The following is a 13947-nucleotide window of genomic DNA, read 5'->3' as shown; positions in this document are numbered from 1 at the left end:
ACAATTAGCAGATGTGAATGGTGATGGTCGGGCAGATATTATTGGCTTTGGGCACTATACAGTTGCTGTTGCTCTGGGACAGAGTGATGGTACTTTTGGACGTGGTTTCACAGCGACCGATGAATTTACTGTCGTCAAGGGAGGCTGGACCAGCAACGACCGTTTCCCTGTACAAGTAGCAGATGTGAATGGTGATGGTCGGGCAGATATTATTGGCTTTGGGCACCATACAGTTGCTGTGGCCCTAGGGCAAAGTGATGGCACCTTTGGCACTGCAACCACAGTTCATCAAGGATTTACGATCCAAAATGGATTTTCCAGTTTTGATAATAATCCTCGTGAGGTAGCAGATATCAATGGTGATGGCCAGGCCGATTTGGTCGGTTTTGGTGATGCTCAAGTCAATGTATCGTTATCTAAAGACGTGGACGATCAACTCATTGGCGGCTTAGGTAATGATCGTCTTGTAGGAGGTGCGGGCAACGATATTCTCGTTGGTGGAGTTGATGCAGATACATTCGTCTTTGAGGTGAATGCGGCTACAGAGGGGATTAACCATATTAAGGATTTCAATGCCTCAGAAGGCGATATGTTGCAAATTTCCCAATCGGCATTTGGAATAATGGGTGTCAATGAGATTACCTTCAATGCAATAACAGGAGAGTTGTTTGTGGGGGGAGAATATCAGGATACTTTGGCTATTTTTACTAATCAGGTGGGTTTTGATGTAAATACTCATATTATGCTTGTGTAAGGTGTATTTGAGGAATTTATAAGTCTATGGTCCGAGCATTAAAGGATAGGTTCAAAATTGCTCCAGGTGTTTTTCTGTAGGCTCAACAGTTCTCTTCATTTTCTTACTAGAGATTGTTGCTCAGCCAATTACTGATTCTATGCCTGAAGGACCTGAAATTAAGCGTGCTGCGGATCATATTGCAAGCGCAATTGTCTACCAACCCTTACAAGAAGTCTGGTTTGCCTTTCCCCACCTAAAAAAGCACGAAGCTCAATTAGGTGCCAGTCAAATTCAACAGGTGGAAACTCGGGGTAAAGGTCTGCTGATGCATTTTGACTGTGGTCTTAGCATCTATAGTCATAATCATCAGCTCTATGGCAAATGGATGATTCGGAAAGCCTATAATTATCCCCAAACCAAGCGACAATTGCGGCTAGCTTTGCATTGCGATCGCAAATCTGCTCTCCTTTACAGCGCATCTGATATTGATGTCTTGGATGCGGCGGGGATTCAGGTCCATCCTTTTCTAAGTCGGATTGGACCAGATGTTCTCAGTTCTAAGACGACTGTCGATCAGGTGCAAGAGAGACTGAGTTGCCGCCGCTTTCGCCGTCGCCGCCTTACGACCTTACTCTTAGATCAGCATTTCCTAGCTGGATTGGGAAATTACCTGAGAAGTGAAATCCTGTTTGTAGCTAGAGTGCATCCCTCTTTAAGACCTATGGACTGCACCTCTGAGCAGTTGGAGAAACTAGCAGAAGCTGCTTTGGCTTTACCCAGACAGTCCTATGAAACGGGAGGCATCACCAACGATATTGCCTGGGCCGCCAAATTGAAATCACAAGGGTTTACCCGTCGCGTATATCGACATTGGGTGTTCGCTAGAGCGGGGCAGCTCTGTTGGGTCTGTGCTACCCCGATTGTCAAAGCGGCTCAAGGTGGGCGTCGGTACTACTACTGTCCCCAATGCCAGGAAGAATGAGCCTCCCCGTCCGCTAGTAACTATCGCAGCGAGGAAGGGGCGCTCAAATAGTTGGATTGAATCTTGCATCATCTGGGAATTCAGACTCGATCGACAGGTGTGATCGAGTACAAAGGGGCGTTGTGACCCTGCTCAAATCCTGCGAACCAGGAATTACAGAAAATTGCAAAAGAGCCTTATTTGTAGCGCAATGCGTGCAGAGGGTTAAAAATGCAAAACCAACCAGATCCATTCAAACTATCTTTTTTTCGTCAATTAATTCCGCATCGGCAGATCATGCTGACTATTTCCATACCCATGAATCAAGCCTCTCAACGGTTAGAAGAAGCATTCGTGGATGATATTTTTTTGCGTGGTAGTTTTTGGCGATGCTCGCGACATTATTGGGGACATATGCACGGCAAACACTTTGTCTTGCATGGCCCAAAGGCCCACCGCCAGTTTTGTTTTCGCACACGGGGGATCCTGGATAATAGAGGAGAACAACTGGTGGTGCAGTTATTGATTCAGTTGAGCCGTCGAGACATTTTTGGCCTGTTATATAGCTTGGCTTTCGTGTTAGGTTTCCTGTTTTTTGCATCTAGGGAGGGAGGCATTTTTTTGATGCCATTTCTGCCATTCTTTGTGGGATTTATCTATGTGATGGTGCAGTGGCATTTATCCCATTACTCCGCTGAGATTAGCAAACTGGTTGCGGAGATTATCAAGGGGCTTCCTCTAACTTCAGACTGAGAGTCTGACAGATGCATAGTCTTAGAAATCTTAAATTCCAACTGGAAGAAGTTATTTAAAGAGATGCAGCAGCAGTTGAAGCAGTGATCACCGAAGGATGAGGCGGGTGCTGCTTCGTCAAGATGGTTTCCACTGAATCTGTTTTAAGGGGGCGAGAAAATAAATAGCCTTGAGCATATTCACATCCCATTTCTCGCAGATATTCTTGTTGGACTTTAGTCTCAACGCCTTCTGCTACCACTTTCATATTTAGATTCTGGCCCAGATTCACGATAGTACGGACAATCGCTAAACCATCCTCTTGATCCATTCTGGCGACAAAAGAATAGTCCACCTTTAAGACATCAAGGGGAAAGGCATACAGATAACTGAGAGAGGAATATCCAGTACCAAAGTCATCAATGGCTAACTGAATGCCCAACTTCTTTAAATTGTTCAGCTGTTCAGCAATATTGGGTGCATTACTTAGAATGACGCCTTCCGTAATTTCTAGCTTGAGATGGTGGGCCTGCATTCCTGTTTCATGGATAATCGCCATAACTTTTTCGCAAAAAGTAGGCTGCAAGAACTGATGAGCCGAAATATTGACGTTTATAGTCAGACGCGAGGCATGGGGATAGGTGGTGAGCCACTGAGCCATTTGCCGACAAGCTTCTGTTAAGACCCACCAATCGATCGCAACCATGAGACCAGCATCTTCTGCCACAGGAATAAATTCTGAAGGGGGGATCAATCCTCGTTCAGGATGGTGCCATCGCAAAAGTGCTTCAAAACCAGTGGTCTTTTCTGTCGCTAAATCCACAATCGGCTGGTAGACCAAGTACAGCTCATTATTACTGATCGCCCGTTGCAGATCGGTCTCCAGTTGTAATTGAGTATGGACTTGGGCACGCATGCCTGTCGAGAACACCTCATAGCAGTTTTTTCCCTGCTTTTTGGCACGATACATCGCTGTATCCGCACCCTGTAACAGTTCGTCTGGAGAGTGATAGTCTGGGCCAGAGATAGCAATACCGATACTGGCGCTGGTGTAAATCTCGTGGTCTTCTATAAACAGAGTCGTTTTGAGTGTACTCAGGATGTTCTGAGCAACCTGGATGGCGTCATCTAGGTCCTCAATAGTATTGAGGAGAATCGCAAATTCATCACCGCCAAAGCGGGCCGTTGTGTCCTGCTCGTGCAGACAGCCTTTGAGTCGTTGAGCAACTGCGATTAATAGCTGATCGCCAACGGCATGGCCCAAGCTATCGTTGATCAGTTTGAATCGATCTAAGTCCAGAAACAATACAGCAAACATCTGCTGGTGGTTAGCCATCTTAAAGGTATGGGCTAAACGCTCCATAAACAGGACGCGATTTGGCAACTGAGTCATTTCATCGTGCAGCGCTTTGTATTCCAACTGGGCACGAGTAGAGTAATAGGCGGTAACATCAGTTTGCGAACCTGCGACCCGAAAAGGCTGGTTTTGATCATTCCGAAGGGCAAGCCCACGACATCTAAACCACAGATAGTCTCCACTTTTATGGAGAATTCTATATTCACATTCGAATTGAGGGATTTCTCCGCGTAAGTGGGCGGATAGATCTGCTGTGACTCGATCTTTGTCATAGGGATGAATGCGGTTAAACCATTCGTCAGGGCTGTCGCCAATGTCTGAGTTGGTGTAACCCAACATATTTTTCCAGCGATCAGAAAAATAAATAGTATGAGTTTTCAGATCCCAATCCCATAAACCATCGTTGGCGCCTTTGGCAGCTGCTGCATACCGAGCTTCGCTGAGCCTTAATTGCTGCTCAGTTTGGCGATATTGACTGATATCGATCAGGTAACTGCGGATCAAACCACTTTGGAGGATGCAGTAAATGGCCTGCTCATAAATAGCGTTGCCAATGGTAATTTCCCGAATCACATGCTCTGATTGTTCTGCAAGTAGGGTTTGGTATAAACCGTCTGTCAGGGGATGATGGCTGACCGTTTTGAGTTCAGGAAAGTGGGTGGCAGCCGCTGGATTGATATAGGTGATTTGACCGTCAAGATTGGTCTCAATGATGGGTAAAGGGGTTAATTCTGGGAAAGAAGCTAAACGTATCGCGGCTACGTCGCCTGGGTGCTTCTGGACGAGGTGAGCCTGTGAGTCTTGTACGGTCTCAAGTGTTGCTTTATGAAACAGAGTGGATTCAGTCCTTAAAGTGGTTTTGGGTAGGGGACTGGGTAATGCGAGAATATCCGATTCGTCCAGGATTCTGGGATCAGTGAGGTTAGACGTAGAAATATAGGTGACATGAACGTTCTCGCCTAAGGAAATAATGTCTTGATCCTGCAAATCGTGAGCAAAGCACCGTTTGCCGTTGATCCACAAACCGTTATGGCTGCGCTTACCGTTGAGATCGCCATCGATGATCCGAAAAGCAGATTGTTTGGTGCTGACGTCACAAATTCGCAGCAAAAATGCATGGGTTCGGGAAACGGTTGGGTTGTCTAAAACAACGGCATTGGCCTTGTGGCGGCCAATAGTGTAGGTGGCATCTTCCAACGAAATCAGTTGTTGATTACCCTCGTGTTCAATGGCGAGAATGTGATAGTGCTGATTGAGATGAGCAAGAGCTTTGAGCTCTCTGTCGATGGTGAAGACATTCTTGGCCTTACGGCTAGAGGCTATGGTGTATTCCTCTTCGGGAAAATTTTGGGAGTGCAGCATAAGAAATGTTGTTTCTCTTTTGAGCCTGGAACCTGCAGATACCGCAGTGGATAAGGTTCAATGCCCTAGTGTTGCTTCCTATTAGTGTTCCCATGCTGAGGTTGGATTGATCTCAGGCATGGGGGAGACGCTGAATGTGTCAAGTCTTAGCGCTATTGCTAAACAATTTTGAAGAGAGTGTGGAATTTACGCCATCGGCTCTACACTCATCACAGGAACGCGGGCACTACCATAGAAAGTAAGGTTTCATTGAGATAACCGTTATGCAGCAAGGTTCAAAGGCAAATTGGCAGGTTGGGACTATTTTTGATATTCCCCTCTATATCGACTCATCATGGTTATTGATTTTGGCTTTGGTGACCTTCGCAAACGGGGTCTCGTGGCAGCAGCTTTATCCCGGTTGGTTGATCGGAACGGCCTGGGTTGTGGGTTTTGTAATGGCCTTACTGCTCTTTGCGTCGGTCTTGATTCATGAACTAGGTCATAGCTTGGTGGCGCGATCGCAAGGGATAAAGGTAAATTCCATCACCTTATTTCTGTTTGGCGGTATTGCCTCCATTGATGAAGAAGCCAAGACACCAGAGCATGCGTTTCAAGTTGCGATCGCTGGCCCCGCCGTTAGTATTAGCCTATTCTTCTTCCTCCGTTTAATCGCTGTCTTTGCTGCGGCGAATTCTCCGGCACAAGTGTTGTTGCAGAGCTTGGGAGAAGTGAATCTGGTCTTGGCGCTGTTCAATTTGATCCCTGGATTGCCGCTGGATGGGGGGCAGATCCTCAAAGCCTTGGTTTGGAAGGTGACGGGGAATCGGTTGCAGGGGGTGCGATGGGCGGCTCGGGTAGGGCAAGCCTTAGGGTGGATTGCCGTCACGGTGGGCTTGGCCTTGGCCTTTTTGTTAGGACAAATTAGCGGCTTGTGGATTACGATGCTGGGTTGGTTTGGGCTGCGCAATGCCTACACCTATGAACGCTATACCCAACTGCAAGAAGCCCTGATCCAGTTGCAAGCCCAGGATGCGATGACCCGTGATTTTCGAGTCGTGAAGGCAGAAGAATCTCTGCGTCAATTTGCCGATGACTATCTGCTGGATACGATGCGCCGATCGGCGTACTTTGCGGCTTCTGAGGGCCGATATCGAGGACTGGTGGATCTCGATGGCTTGAATACGATTGAGCGGAGTCAATGGGATGTGCAGCCTGTGCAAGCCGTGGTGCGGTCCCTGCAGCAAATTCCCACGGTTCGCCAAGATACCCCAATTACAGAGGTGATTGAGCGGTTAGAGACAGAGCGGTTGCCGCTCATTACCGTGTTATCGCCTGCGGATGCAGTGGCGGGCATTATTGATCGTGGGGATACGGTGAAAGCCTTGGCGAAAAAGCTCAATCTTCCCATTTCTGAAGACGATATTCGCCGTATTAAGGAAGAAGGCAGCTATCCCACTTCACTTCAACTGCCAGCGATTGCGCGTTCCGTGATGGCGGATATGATAGTGTCTAAACCGACCCCAGAAACAAGTTCGCATTAATGGCCTGATTAGCGATGGGTGCCAACTTGACGTGATCAATGGCCTCTAGCTCAATTGGAGAGAGGGGGGCACAGGTGAACGTGGCGCCAAAGCAAGTCTGGGCTGCTTCCATCAAGGCTGTGATAATTGTTTGCTCTGGTAGCTGCTTAAGCATTGGGTCTGTACCTTGACGCGATGCAGTTGGCCCAAAGACCTGTTGGACTAATGCTGGGTTGGGATTTAACCGCATCGATCCATGTTGCAAGACAGTTTGTCCTTGCCAAGCCTGGGCACTGCCAATCAGTTTGTATCCACTATCGAGGATTAAGTCGGCAGTAGTGGCAGTGGCGAAGCAATTGGCTTTGTGGGTGTAGTTCCGGTGGGCGTCGCCAAAGTTCAGGCTGACCCCTAGGGTTTGCCAACCCTGGATTAAGAATTGACAGAGATCCTCATAGGCTTGGCGACGGTTGCGGTGGGGATGGGAGAGTGCGATCGCATAGGTCAGGTCCCCTTCATGCAACACCGCCCGACCGCCTGTTGGACGTCTGACCACATCAATGGCATGGCCCTGCCATGTGAGATGTTGCCAATGAGGCGGCCAATGTCGCTGATTTCTGCCTAGGGAAATCGCAGTGGGGCGCCAGGTATAAAAGCGCAGCGTGGGGGGCATCAACCCTCGATCACACTGGTCAAACAGCCACCGATCGATGGCCATTTGTACGGCCCCAGACGCCTTGAGAGGTGGGATCAGTCGCCAGTTCAATGGCTAAGCAGTTACTGCGGGAAATTCTGCCTGCAATTCTTCATCATGATCATCTGCGATCGTCGCCACCAACGTGATCAAGTGAGAGATTTCACCTGGGGACAAATCGGCAACGGATCGACTCGTGACGGCCACAACTTGCTGGTTGAACATACTGAAATGTGCTTCAAACGTACTCAACCAATTCAACTCCAGCAGCTTACGCATCAGATGTGTTTCGTTCTGTACTGGCAGCTGTAAGACAGGAGACCAAACCGTAAAGGTGTCGTCTTCCGAGATGCCTGTCAACTGAATGTAGACATCCACCGAGCCGTATTGGAACTTCCAGATATATCCATCTTCTGAAGCATTTACCAAAACTTTGTTGTGCTGATCCAGGCTAGAGATAACCGTTTCAATAACATCTGTGTAGTTCAGAGTTTCGTCTTCGTTCGACATTTCAGGGGCTGTCTCAGTTTTATAGCTCATCATAAACAAATCACATCAGGTTTGCAGAGTGGGCAATTGGCGAAAGTAGTAGTTTAGCTACAGGTTATAAAGCGATACAGAAAACAAGGATTTTCCCAAATTGCTAGATGAATTCAAGTCTGAGAGCCGATGGGCTGCATTACTTCATCCAGAAAATCATAACCTTGTGGCGGTCTGGGTTGTTATATTTAGTCCTCGAAGACGTGCATAAGTCTATAGAAAAGATAAAAGTATAAGGCTGACAATCGCTCCAGCGCGCGGGTGAAACGAGGGCATCAAACAAGTTGAAGACTGATACCGTTCCTTAATATTGCCCTACGGGCCATTGTAAATAGACATCTCATGGGTAACGGTTTAAGTTAGCAAGACGTTGAACAGTATAAATCCCTGCAACGGCTTCCTTTAGGAGGCTATCTTGATTGATCTTGGGTCACCCTGCGGGCACCCGGAGGGTGTTGTTAGAATGCACAGCTATAGCATGCTGCGGAGTCAAGAGGACCCACGTTTGATGTGAGAGCTTGGGTGGCTGTGTTCCCCCATTGGATCGTGATCTAAAAGAATCCCAGGTCTGGCGAGAGGAGCGTCAATGGAGCAAATTCGGCAAGCCTACGTCAGAAGCTCTATAGAATAAGAGCCATTTCTCTGGCTTTACAAATGTTATAGTTTTTGCCAAGGATCGCTTGCGCAAATGTGGATGTAAGGAGTCGAATACATGTCAGTGAGTTTAAAAGAAGCATTAGAAATCGGAACTTACATCGTTAGCCAACGGATGAAAGGTCGAAAACGATTTCCTCTGGTCCTAATGCTAGAACCCCTTTTTCGCTGTAACCTTGCCTGTACTGGGTGCGGAAAAATTCAGCATCCCCCCGAGATCCTGCGCCAGAATCTAACCCCCGAAGACTGTTTTGCAGCAGTCGAAGAATGCGGGGCTCCGGTTGTTTCTATTCCTGGCGGTGAACCCTTACTCCATCCTCAGATGGATGAAATTGTGGCGGGGTTAATTGCGCGTCGCAAATATATTTACCTGTGCACCAATGGTATTTTGCTGGAGCGTAATCTACATAAGTTCAAACCTTCTCCCTACTTTAGTTTTATGGTCCACTTAGATGGCCTGCGCGAACACCATGACCACTGTGTTGATCGGGAGGGTGTGTTTGATGTGGCAGTCAATGCCATCAAGGCAGCGAAGTCAAAAGGATTTCGCGTCAATACCAATACCACGGTGTTTGAGGGAGCGAATCCTCAAGAAATGCATCAGTTCTTTGATTTTGTGACCTCTCTAGGTGTCGATGGCATGACCATTTCGCCAGGGTATAGCTACGAATGGGCTCCTGATCAAGATCATTTTCTCAAACGGGAACAAACTCGCGCCCTATTTCGCCAAATTCTCTCTCCGTTGCAGACCGGACAGAAAAAATGGAACTTTAACCACAATCCCTTGTTCTTAGATTTTCTCACTGGGGAAAAGGATTACGAATGTACGCCTTGGGGCAGCCCTAGTTATAGTGTTTTAGGATGGCAAAAACCCTGTTATCTTCTCAATGAAGGACACTATAAAAGCTTTCAGGAATTGCTAGATCAGACTAATTGGGATGATTATGGACGGGCCAGTGGTAATCCCAAATGTCAGGACTGTATGGTTCATTGCGGCTATGAGCCGACTGCTGCTGTAGATGCACTTCAACCCAATAATATGGGTCGGGCCGTTGCCGGTTTATTTGGATAAGTTGTGGAGACGATGACTGCAAAAGTAGAAATTTATACCTGGGCCACCTGCCCCTTCTGTATCCAAGCCAAGCAGCTATTGGATAGTAAGAATGTCAACTACACTGAACATGGCATTGACGGAGATGAGATCGCTCGCTCTGAAATGGCTGTTCGGGCCTTAGGACGGCGTTCAGTACCGCAAATATTCATCGCTGATGAACCCATTGGGGGGTGTGATGATCTCTATGCGTTAGAGGGTCAAGGTAAACTAGACTCGCTGTTGCAAGCTTAAGGTCCTGCGTGAAGCTAGCATTTATCATTGATCCCATTGCTGAATTGGATCCTGGACACGATACCAGTGTTGCTTTGATGGAAGCAGCGCAAGCTGCCGGTCACGAAGTATGGATCACCCAATTTGATCACCTCAGTGTTCTCGACGGTCAGGCATGGGCTACGCTGATGCCTGTGTCTTTGACGCCGGTGCAGTTGGTGGATGGCAAGTGGGTGGCGTCTGAGGATTGGTTTGCCTTGGGAGAATCCCAGTTCCGACCCTTGGCCAGCATGGATGCGGTCTGGATGCGCAAAGATCCACCCGTGACGGTGGCCTATCTGTATGCCACTTATCTGTTGGATTATGTGGACTCCCAGCAAACCTTGTTGATTAATCATCCTCGGGGACTCAGAGCGGCCAATGAAAAGATGTATGCTCTTCAGTTTCGGGATGCTATTCCTGAAACGATTGTGAGCCAAGATAAAAACGTTATCTTGCAGTTTGTCCAAGATAAAGGGAAGGCGGTGCTGAAGCCCTTAGGGGGGAAAGCGGGGGAAGGCATCCTGTTGCTCCAGACTGAGGATCGTAATCTGAATTCTTTGATTGAGATTAGTACGCGCCGAGGACAAGAACCTGTGATGGTGCAAATCTATTTGCCAGAGGCTCAACAGGGAGATAAGCGGATTATTCTGCTGGATGGAGAGCCTATTGGAGCGGTCAATCGAATTCCTAGAGGGCAAGAGTTCCGGGGCAATATGGCGACAGGGGGGCGAGTGGCTCAAGCTCAGATCACGGATCGCGAGCAAACCATTTGCCATCAGCTCGCCCCAGTTTTGAAGCGGGATGGTTTGATGTTTGTGGGCATTGATATCATTGGCGGGTACTTGACGGAAGTGAATGTAACCAGTCCGACAGGTATTCGTGAAATTGATAGGTTGGATAAGACGTCTTTAGGCGAAAAGGTGATGCATTGGTTAGTTACTGGTAAATCAGGTCTCTTACATTAATCTACGTAAATGAATAAACCCACTGTGTTGGTAACTGGGGGCGCCGGTTACATCGGTTCTCATACTGTCCTTGCGCTGCAACAAGCAGGCTATGCTGTGTTGATATTGGACAATTTAGTCTATGGCCATCGCGATATTGTTGAGTCGGTCTTGCAAGTTGAGTTTATTTGTGGTGACATTTGCGATCGCACCCTCCTAGACCAAGTTTTTTCCCAACATGATATAGCTGCAGTCATTCATTTTGCCGCCTATGCCTACGTTGGTGAATCCGTCGAAAATCCAGCTAAATACTACCGAAATAATGTTTTAGGCACCTTGACGCTGCTAGAAGCGATGCTAGCGGCCAAGGTCTCGAACTTTGTGTTCTCCTCCACCTGTGCCTCCTATGGCAATCCCAATCAAATTCCCATTCCCGAAGCGCATCCCCAGGATCCCATTAACCCCTATGGGATGACTAAGTTTATGGTGGAGAAGATCCTCACAGATTTTGATCAAGCGTATGGATTGCGATCCGTTCGGTTTCGCTATTTCAATGCTGCAGGGGCTGATCCCGAAGGTCGTTTAGGCGAAGATCACAACCCGGAAACCCATTTAATTCCCCTCGTTTTAATGACTGCCCTCGGCCAACGAGAAAACATTACTATTTTTGGTACTGACTATAAAACTTCAGATGGGACCTGCGTTCGGGACTATATCCATGTCACCGATCTTGCTCAAGCCCACGTCCTGGGATTGGAATATCTGTTATCGGGTGGCGAAACCAGCGTCTTTAACCTAGGTAATGGGGATGGATTTTCCGTCCGAGAAGTCATTGATATGGCCAAAAAAGTGACTGGACTGCCCATTCCCGTGGTAGAAGGCTACCGACGCGCTGGCGACCCTGCCATCCTTATTGGCAGTGCCGCCAAGGCCCGTAAAATCTTAAATTGGCAGCCGCAATACGCCGATCTAGAAAAGATCATCACTCACGCTTGGCAGTGGCATCAAAAGCGGCATGCCTAAGCAGCTCTTCTTGGGGCTGCACAAGACTTGGCAAACTTCAGAAAGAGAGAATTAAGGAAGTTCTACTTGTGTCTGCACCGTTAGCACTTGAGGTGGGGTGGAATCCGGGGGATAGAGAAAATCCACCTGAACCAGGCGAATATCTTGGGGTGCAATCTCCAGATTCACCAAGGCTTGGGCAGGTTCCCCGCGATGCTGGACAAAATGTACATAGCGAGTTTGGGGACGCCCCTGGTCATCCTGATAACGGGCTCTTACGGTCCCTCGAAAAAAGACCTGTTTGGCAGGGGGCTCAAAAAATTGAAGATTGCCCTCACTTTGATCATTCTTAATCGGTGTCTGAATCGTAATCGCCACTTTTTTCGCCTGGTCAGTGGGATTGTGGAGTGGCAAATTTAAACTGTACTGAATTCCGTAGTTGCCATGGGCGGCATAGGCCGTATCTGGATAGCGCACAATCATCGGTGCACTTTGAACTTGCTCAGTCCCAAAAGCGCCCCGATCCACACTACTCAAGACATAAGAAAAAGCCTGACCCACCTCCGGAATCTTGAGGGTATAGCCCTTGGAATCAGGATCGGTAATCTGAGCCCGCCACTGAGAGCCTTTAGCAACCCCGGCGACTCGCCCGTAGATCAGCTTTCCCGGTTGTCCCGGTGGTGTTGGCGTGTTATCCCTGGGGCCAGATAACTTACCTTCCTGTAGTAGCTTCTCCCATTCAGTCAGGGTGGGTGCGCGCTCCTCCCCTTTGCCATCGGTGGGAGCGAACATGGCTAGACTCGCGGCATAAACTTTCCCCGTACTCCTCAGTCTGGCCAGCGTTGAGCGGCCATTGATCGGTGGGTCTAATTCTTTCACTGGAATCGGAACATTTAACAGCATCCGACTTTCACCTGCAGGAATCACAATCTGGGCAGGCCAACTGTCTTGTCGTTTACCCCGTAATACATCATCCATGGCTCGGCCTCCAGGGCCTGCATATACAGCTCCTTGAGGATTGGGTAAATAATTATCTAAGGGGATAAACGGAGCATCAGGCTGACTTAAGTAACTCGCTGCCTGGAGTACATTCACCGTCACAGACGCTTGACCCGGATTGTGCACAAGCACCCCCATATATAAGGTTTTTAAGTCATCGGGGCCTGTGGCCTTGGCAATATGATGGGCAAACACATCGAATCGCCCCTGCAAGGGCTGATTGAGGTGGGCAGAGGGGACAGCTTTGTTTGTATTCGGAAAAGTAGAGAGCAAGATTCCCTCCGTTTGAACCACCTCAGGACTATTGCTGTTAAACACCATCACTGAATCCAGCTGGCCGGGTAGCGCTCGCACTTCTTGTGGCTGGACAACAATCTCGGGCTGTGCCGGTGCAGAGGACTGAGCGACGAGTAGAGCAGAGATCAGGGACAACATAGGCAAAAACCAAATAGAAGTAGCACAAACAAGAAAATCTTACTGGTAGATGACGATTCCCCAATAGTTTAGGGTCCACACTTCGCCATCCATCGCCAAGACGAAAGCTGTGAACTCAACATTTCAAGCAATAACAAAGGTGATCTGCGATGGGCCTAAAAGTATGGATACTCCGTTTTTACTGATCACAGCCTTTAGCCGGAGGGAACGACCAATCAACGGTTACAGGCCTTGAGTCGCATATCGGCTTAACTGAGTGGGCTGAAAGTAGGTCCTTCAGCTAAAGGCGGTAAATACAAATTCTGAGTTGCCAAGATTGGCTGTCTGGAGATCGGCCGCTTGGAGTCGGCCGAAGGACTGATGGACTAGGGCGTAGAGGTGCACCAAAACTTTTTTCAAAAAAAAGCTTGACATGACTATTTAGCATTGTTATATTGGTCAAGCGCTCGAAAAGAGGCACGCCTCCGGAAAGCGCCCCGAACCTAGACAAATCAATAGTTTGAAAGATTTAAGACAATCATCCTCGTCGGAGTTTCTGACAGTAAAAAGTTCGCTTTTTTCTTGTTGGTTAACTTCAACTTAATATAATTTCAGTACAAATTCTCACATGGAGAGTTTGATCCTGGCTCAGGATGAACGCTGGCGGTATGCTTAACACATGCAAGT

12 protein-coding genes and 1 rRNA gene are annotated in these 13947 nt (G+C 48.0%); 9 read left to right on the top strand and 4 right to left on the bottom strand.

What is annotated here, in order from left to right:
* From Q0986_RS01405 to Q0986_RS01395, 3 genes are all read left to right on the top strand, one after another.
* The coding region (locus Q0986_RS01405) for an FG-GAP-like repeat-containing protein (RefSeq protein WP_299402613.1) at window positions 1–754 on the top strand (754 nt) is incomplete at its 5' end.
* A 139-nt stretch (window positions 755–893) separates the two neighbouring features.
* Window positions 894–1718 carry an endonuclease VIII gene (nei, locus tag Q0986_RS01400; RefSeq protein ID WP_299402610.1) on the top strand — a complete coding sequence of 275 codons (825 nt, stop codon included), beginning with the start codon at window positions 894–896 and terminating at the stop codon, window positions 1716–1718.
* 210 nt (window positions 1719–1928) lie between these two features.
* Entirely contained in the window at window positions 1929–2450 is a 522-nt protein-coding gene (locus Q0986_RS01395; RefSeq protein ID WP_299402608.1) for a hypothetical protein, read from the top strand.
* Between the two features lie 55 nt (window positions 2451–2505).
* Here Q0986_RS01395 and Q0986_RS01390 read toward each other — a convergent pair whose 3' ends face one another.
* Entirely contained in the window at window positions 2506–5148 is a 2643-nt protein-coding gene (locus Q0986_RS01390; protein WP_299402605.1) for an EAL domain-containing protein, read from the bottom strand.
* A 263-nt stretch (window positions 5149–5411) separates the two neighbouring features.
* Here Q0986_RS01390 and Q0986_RS01385 point away from each other — a divergent pair, with 263 nt between their 5' ends.
* Entirely contained in the window at window positions 5412–6671 is a 1260-nt protein-coding gene (locus Q0986_RS01385) for a site-2 protease family protein (protein ID WP_299402603.1), read from the top strand.
* Here Q0986_RS01385 and Q0986_RS01380 read toward each other — a convergent pair.
* Both Q0986_RS01380 and Q0986_RS01375 read right to left on the bottom strand, forming a co-directional pair.
* Window positions 6640–7365: a biotin/lipoate A/B protein ligase family protein gene (locus Q0986_RS01380; RefSeq protein WP_299402601.1), complete on the bottom strand. Its 726-nt coding sequence runs from the start codon at window positions 7363–7365 to the stop codon at window positions 6640–6642. The two genes, Q0986_RS01385 and Q0986_RS01380, sit on opposite strands and share 32 nt — an antisense overlap.
* Before the next feature lie 51 nt (window positions 7366–7416).
* Window positions 7417–7884 (bottom strand): YbjN domain-containing protein, encoded by a 468-nt coding sequence (locus Q0986_RS01375; RefSeq protein ID WP_299402598.1) that lies wholly within the window; start codon window positions 7882–7884, stop codon window positions 7417–7419.
* A gap of 709 nt (window positions 7885–8593) precedes the next feature.
* Between Q0986_RS01375 and hpnH the strand changes: the two genes are divergently transcribed.
* Genes hpnH through galE form a run of 4 tightly spaced genes read left to right on the top strand, consistent with a single transcriptional unit; the run spans window position 8594 to window position 11868 of the window.
* Window positions 8594–9607 carry an adenosyl-hopene transferase HpnH gene (gene hpnH, locus Q0986_RS01370; protein WP_299402596.1) on the top strand — a complete coding sequence of 338 codons (1014 nt, stop codon included), beginning with the start codon at window positions 8594–8596 and terminating at the stop codon, window positions 9605–9607.
* 12 nt (window positions 9608–9619) lie between these two features.
* Window positions 9620–9880: a glutaredoxin 3 gene (gene grxC / locus Q0986_RS01365; protein ID WP_299402593.1), complete on the top strand. Its 261-nt coding sequence runs from the start codon at window positions 9620–9622 to the stop codon at window positions 9878–9880.
* Between the two features lie 8 nt (window positions 9881–9888).
* Window positions 9889–10866 (top strand): glutathione synthase, encoded by a 978-nt coding sequence (gene gshB / locus Q0986_RS01360; protein WP_299402590.1) that lies wholly within the window; start codon window positions 9889–9891, stop codon window positions 10864–10866.
* Between the two features lie 9 nt (window positions 10867–10875).
* Window positions 10876–11868, top strand: coding sequence for a UDP-glucose 4-epimerase GalE (gene galE, locus Q0986_RS01355; protein ID WP_299402588.1), 993 nt, complete (start codon window positions 10876–10878; stop codon window positions 11866–11868).
* A 51-nt stretch (window positions 11869–11919) separates the two neighbouring features.
* On the opposite strand, the gene Q0986_RS01350 is transcribed toward galE, so the two are convergent.
* Window positions 11920–13281 (bottom strand): DUF3370 domain-containing protein, encoded by a 1362-nt coding sequence (locus Q0986_RS01350; protein ID WP_299402586.1) that lies wholly within the window; start codon window positions 13279–13281, stop codon window positions 11920–11922.
* Window positions 13282–13885: 604 nt separating this feature from the next.
* Between Q0986_RS01350 and Q0986_RS01345 the strand changes: the two genes are divergently transcribed.
* A 16S ribosomal RNA gene (locus Q0986_RS01345) occupies window positions 13886–13947 on the top strand; the annotation flags it as partial.

It is taken from the genome of Acaryochloris sp. IP29b_bin.148 (assembly GCF_028285565.1).
Lineage (GTDB): Bacteria > Cyanobacteriota > Cyanobacteriia > Thermosynechococcales > Thermosynechococcaceae > Acaryochloris.
The sequence above is the reverse complement of the archived record's forward strand: the minus strand, read 5'-3'. Positions and strand labels throughout refer to the sequence as shown.

What these genes read in the sequence shown, in the direction of transcription:
- Q0986_RS01350 (WP_299402586.1), bottom strand. Translation starts at nt 13,281, where the DNA reads ATGTTGTCCCTGATCTCTGCTCTACTCGTCGCTCAGTCCTCTGCACCG.
- Q0986_RS01380 (WP_299402601.1), bottom strand. Translation starts at nt 7,365, where the DNA reads ATGGCCATCGATCGGTGGCTGTTTGACCAGTGTGATCGAGGGTTGATG.
- Q0986_RS01375 (WP_299402598.1), bottom strand. Translation starts at nt 7,884, where the DNA reads ATGATGAGCTATAAAACTGAGACAGCCCCTGAAATGTCGAACGAAGAC.
- grxC (WP_299402593.1), top strand. Translation starts at nt 9,620, where the DNA reads ATGACTGCAAAAGTAGAAATTTATACCTGGGCCACCTGCCCCTTCTGT.
- Q0986_RS01395 (WP_299402608.1), top strand. Translation starts at nt 1,929, where the DNA reads ATGCAAAACCAACCAGATCCATTCAAACTATCTTTTTTTCGTCAATTA.
- nei (WP_299402610.1), top strand. Translation starts at nt 894, where the DNA reads ATGCCTGAAGGACCTGAAATTAAGCGTGCTGCGGATCATATTGCAAGC.
- Q0986_RS01390 (WP_299402605.1), bottom strand. Translation starts at nt 5,148, where the DNA reads ATGCTGCACTCCCAAAATTTTCCCGAAGAGGAATACACCATAGCCTCT.
- galE (WP_299402588.1), top strand. Translation starts at nt 10,876, where the DNA reads ATGAATAAACCCACTGTGTTGGTAACTGGGGGCGCCGGTTACATCGGT.
- Q0986_RS01385 (WP_299402603.1), top strand. Translation starts at nt 5,412, where the DNA reads ATGCAGCAAGGTTCAAAGGCAAATTGGCAGGTTGGGACTATTTTTGAT.
- hpnH (WP_299402596.1), top strand. Translation starts at nt 8,594, where the DNA reads ATGTCAGTGAGTTTAAAAGAAGCATTAGAAATCGGAACTTACATCGTT.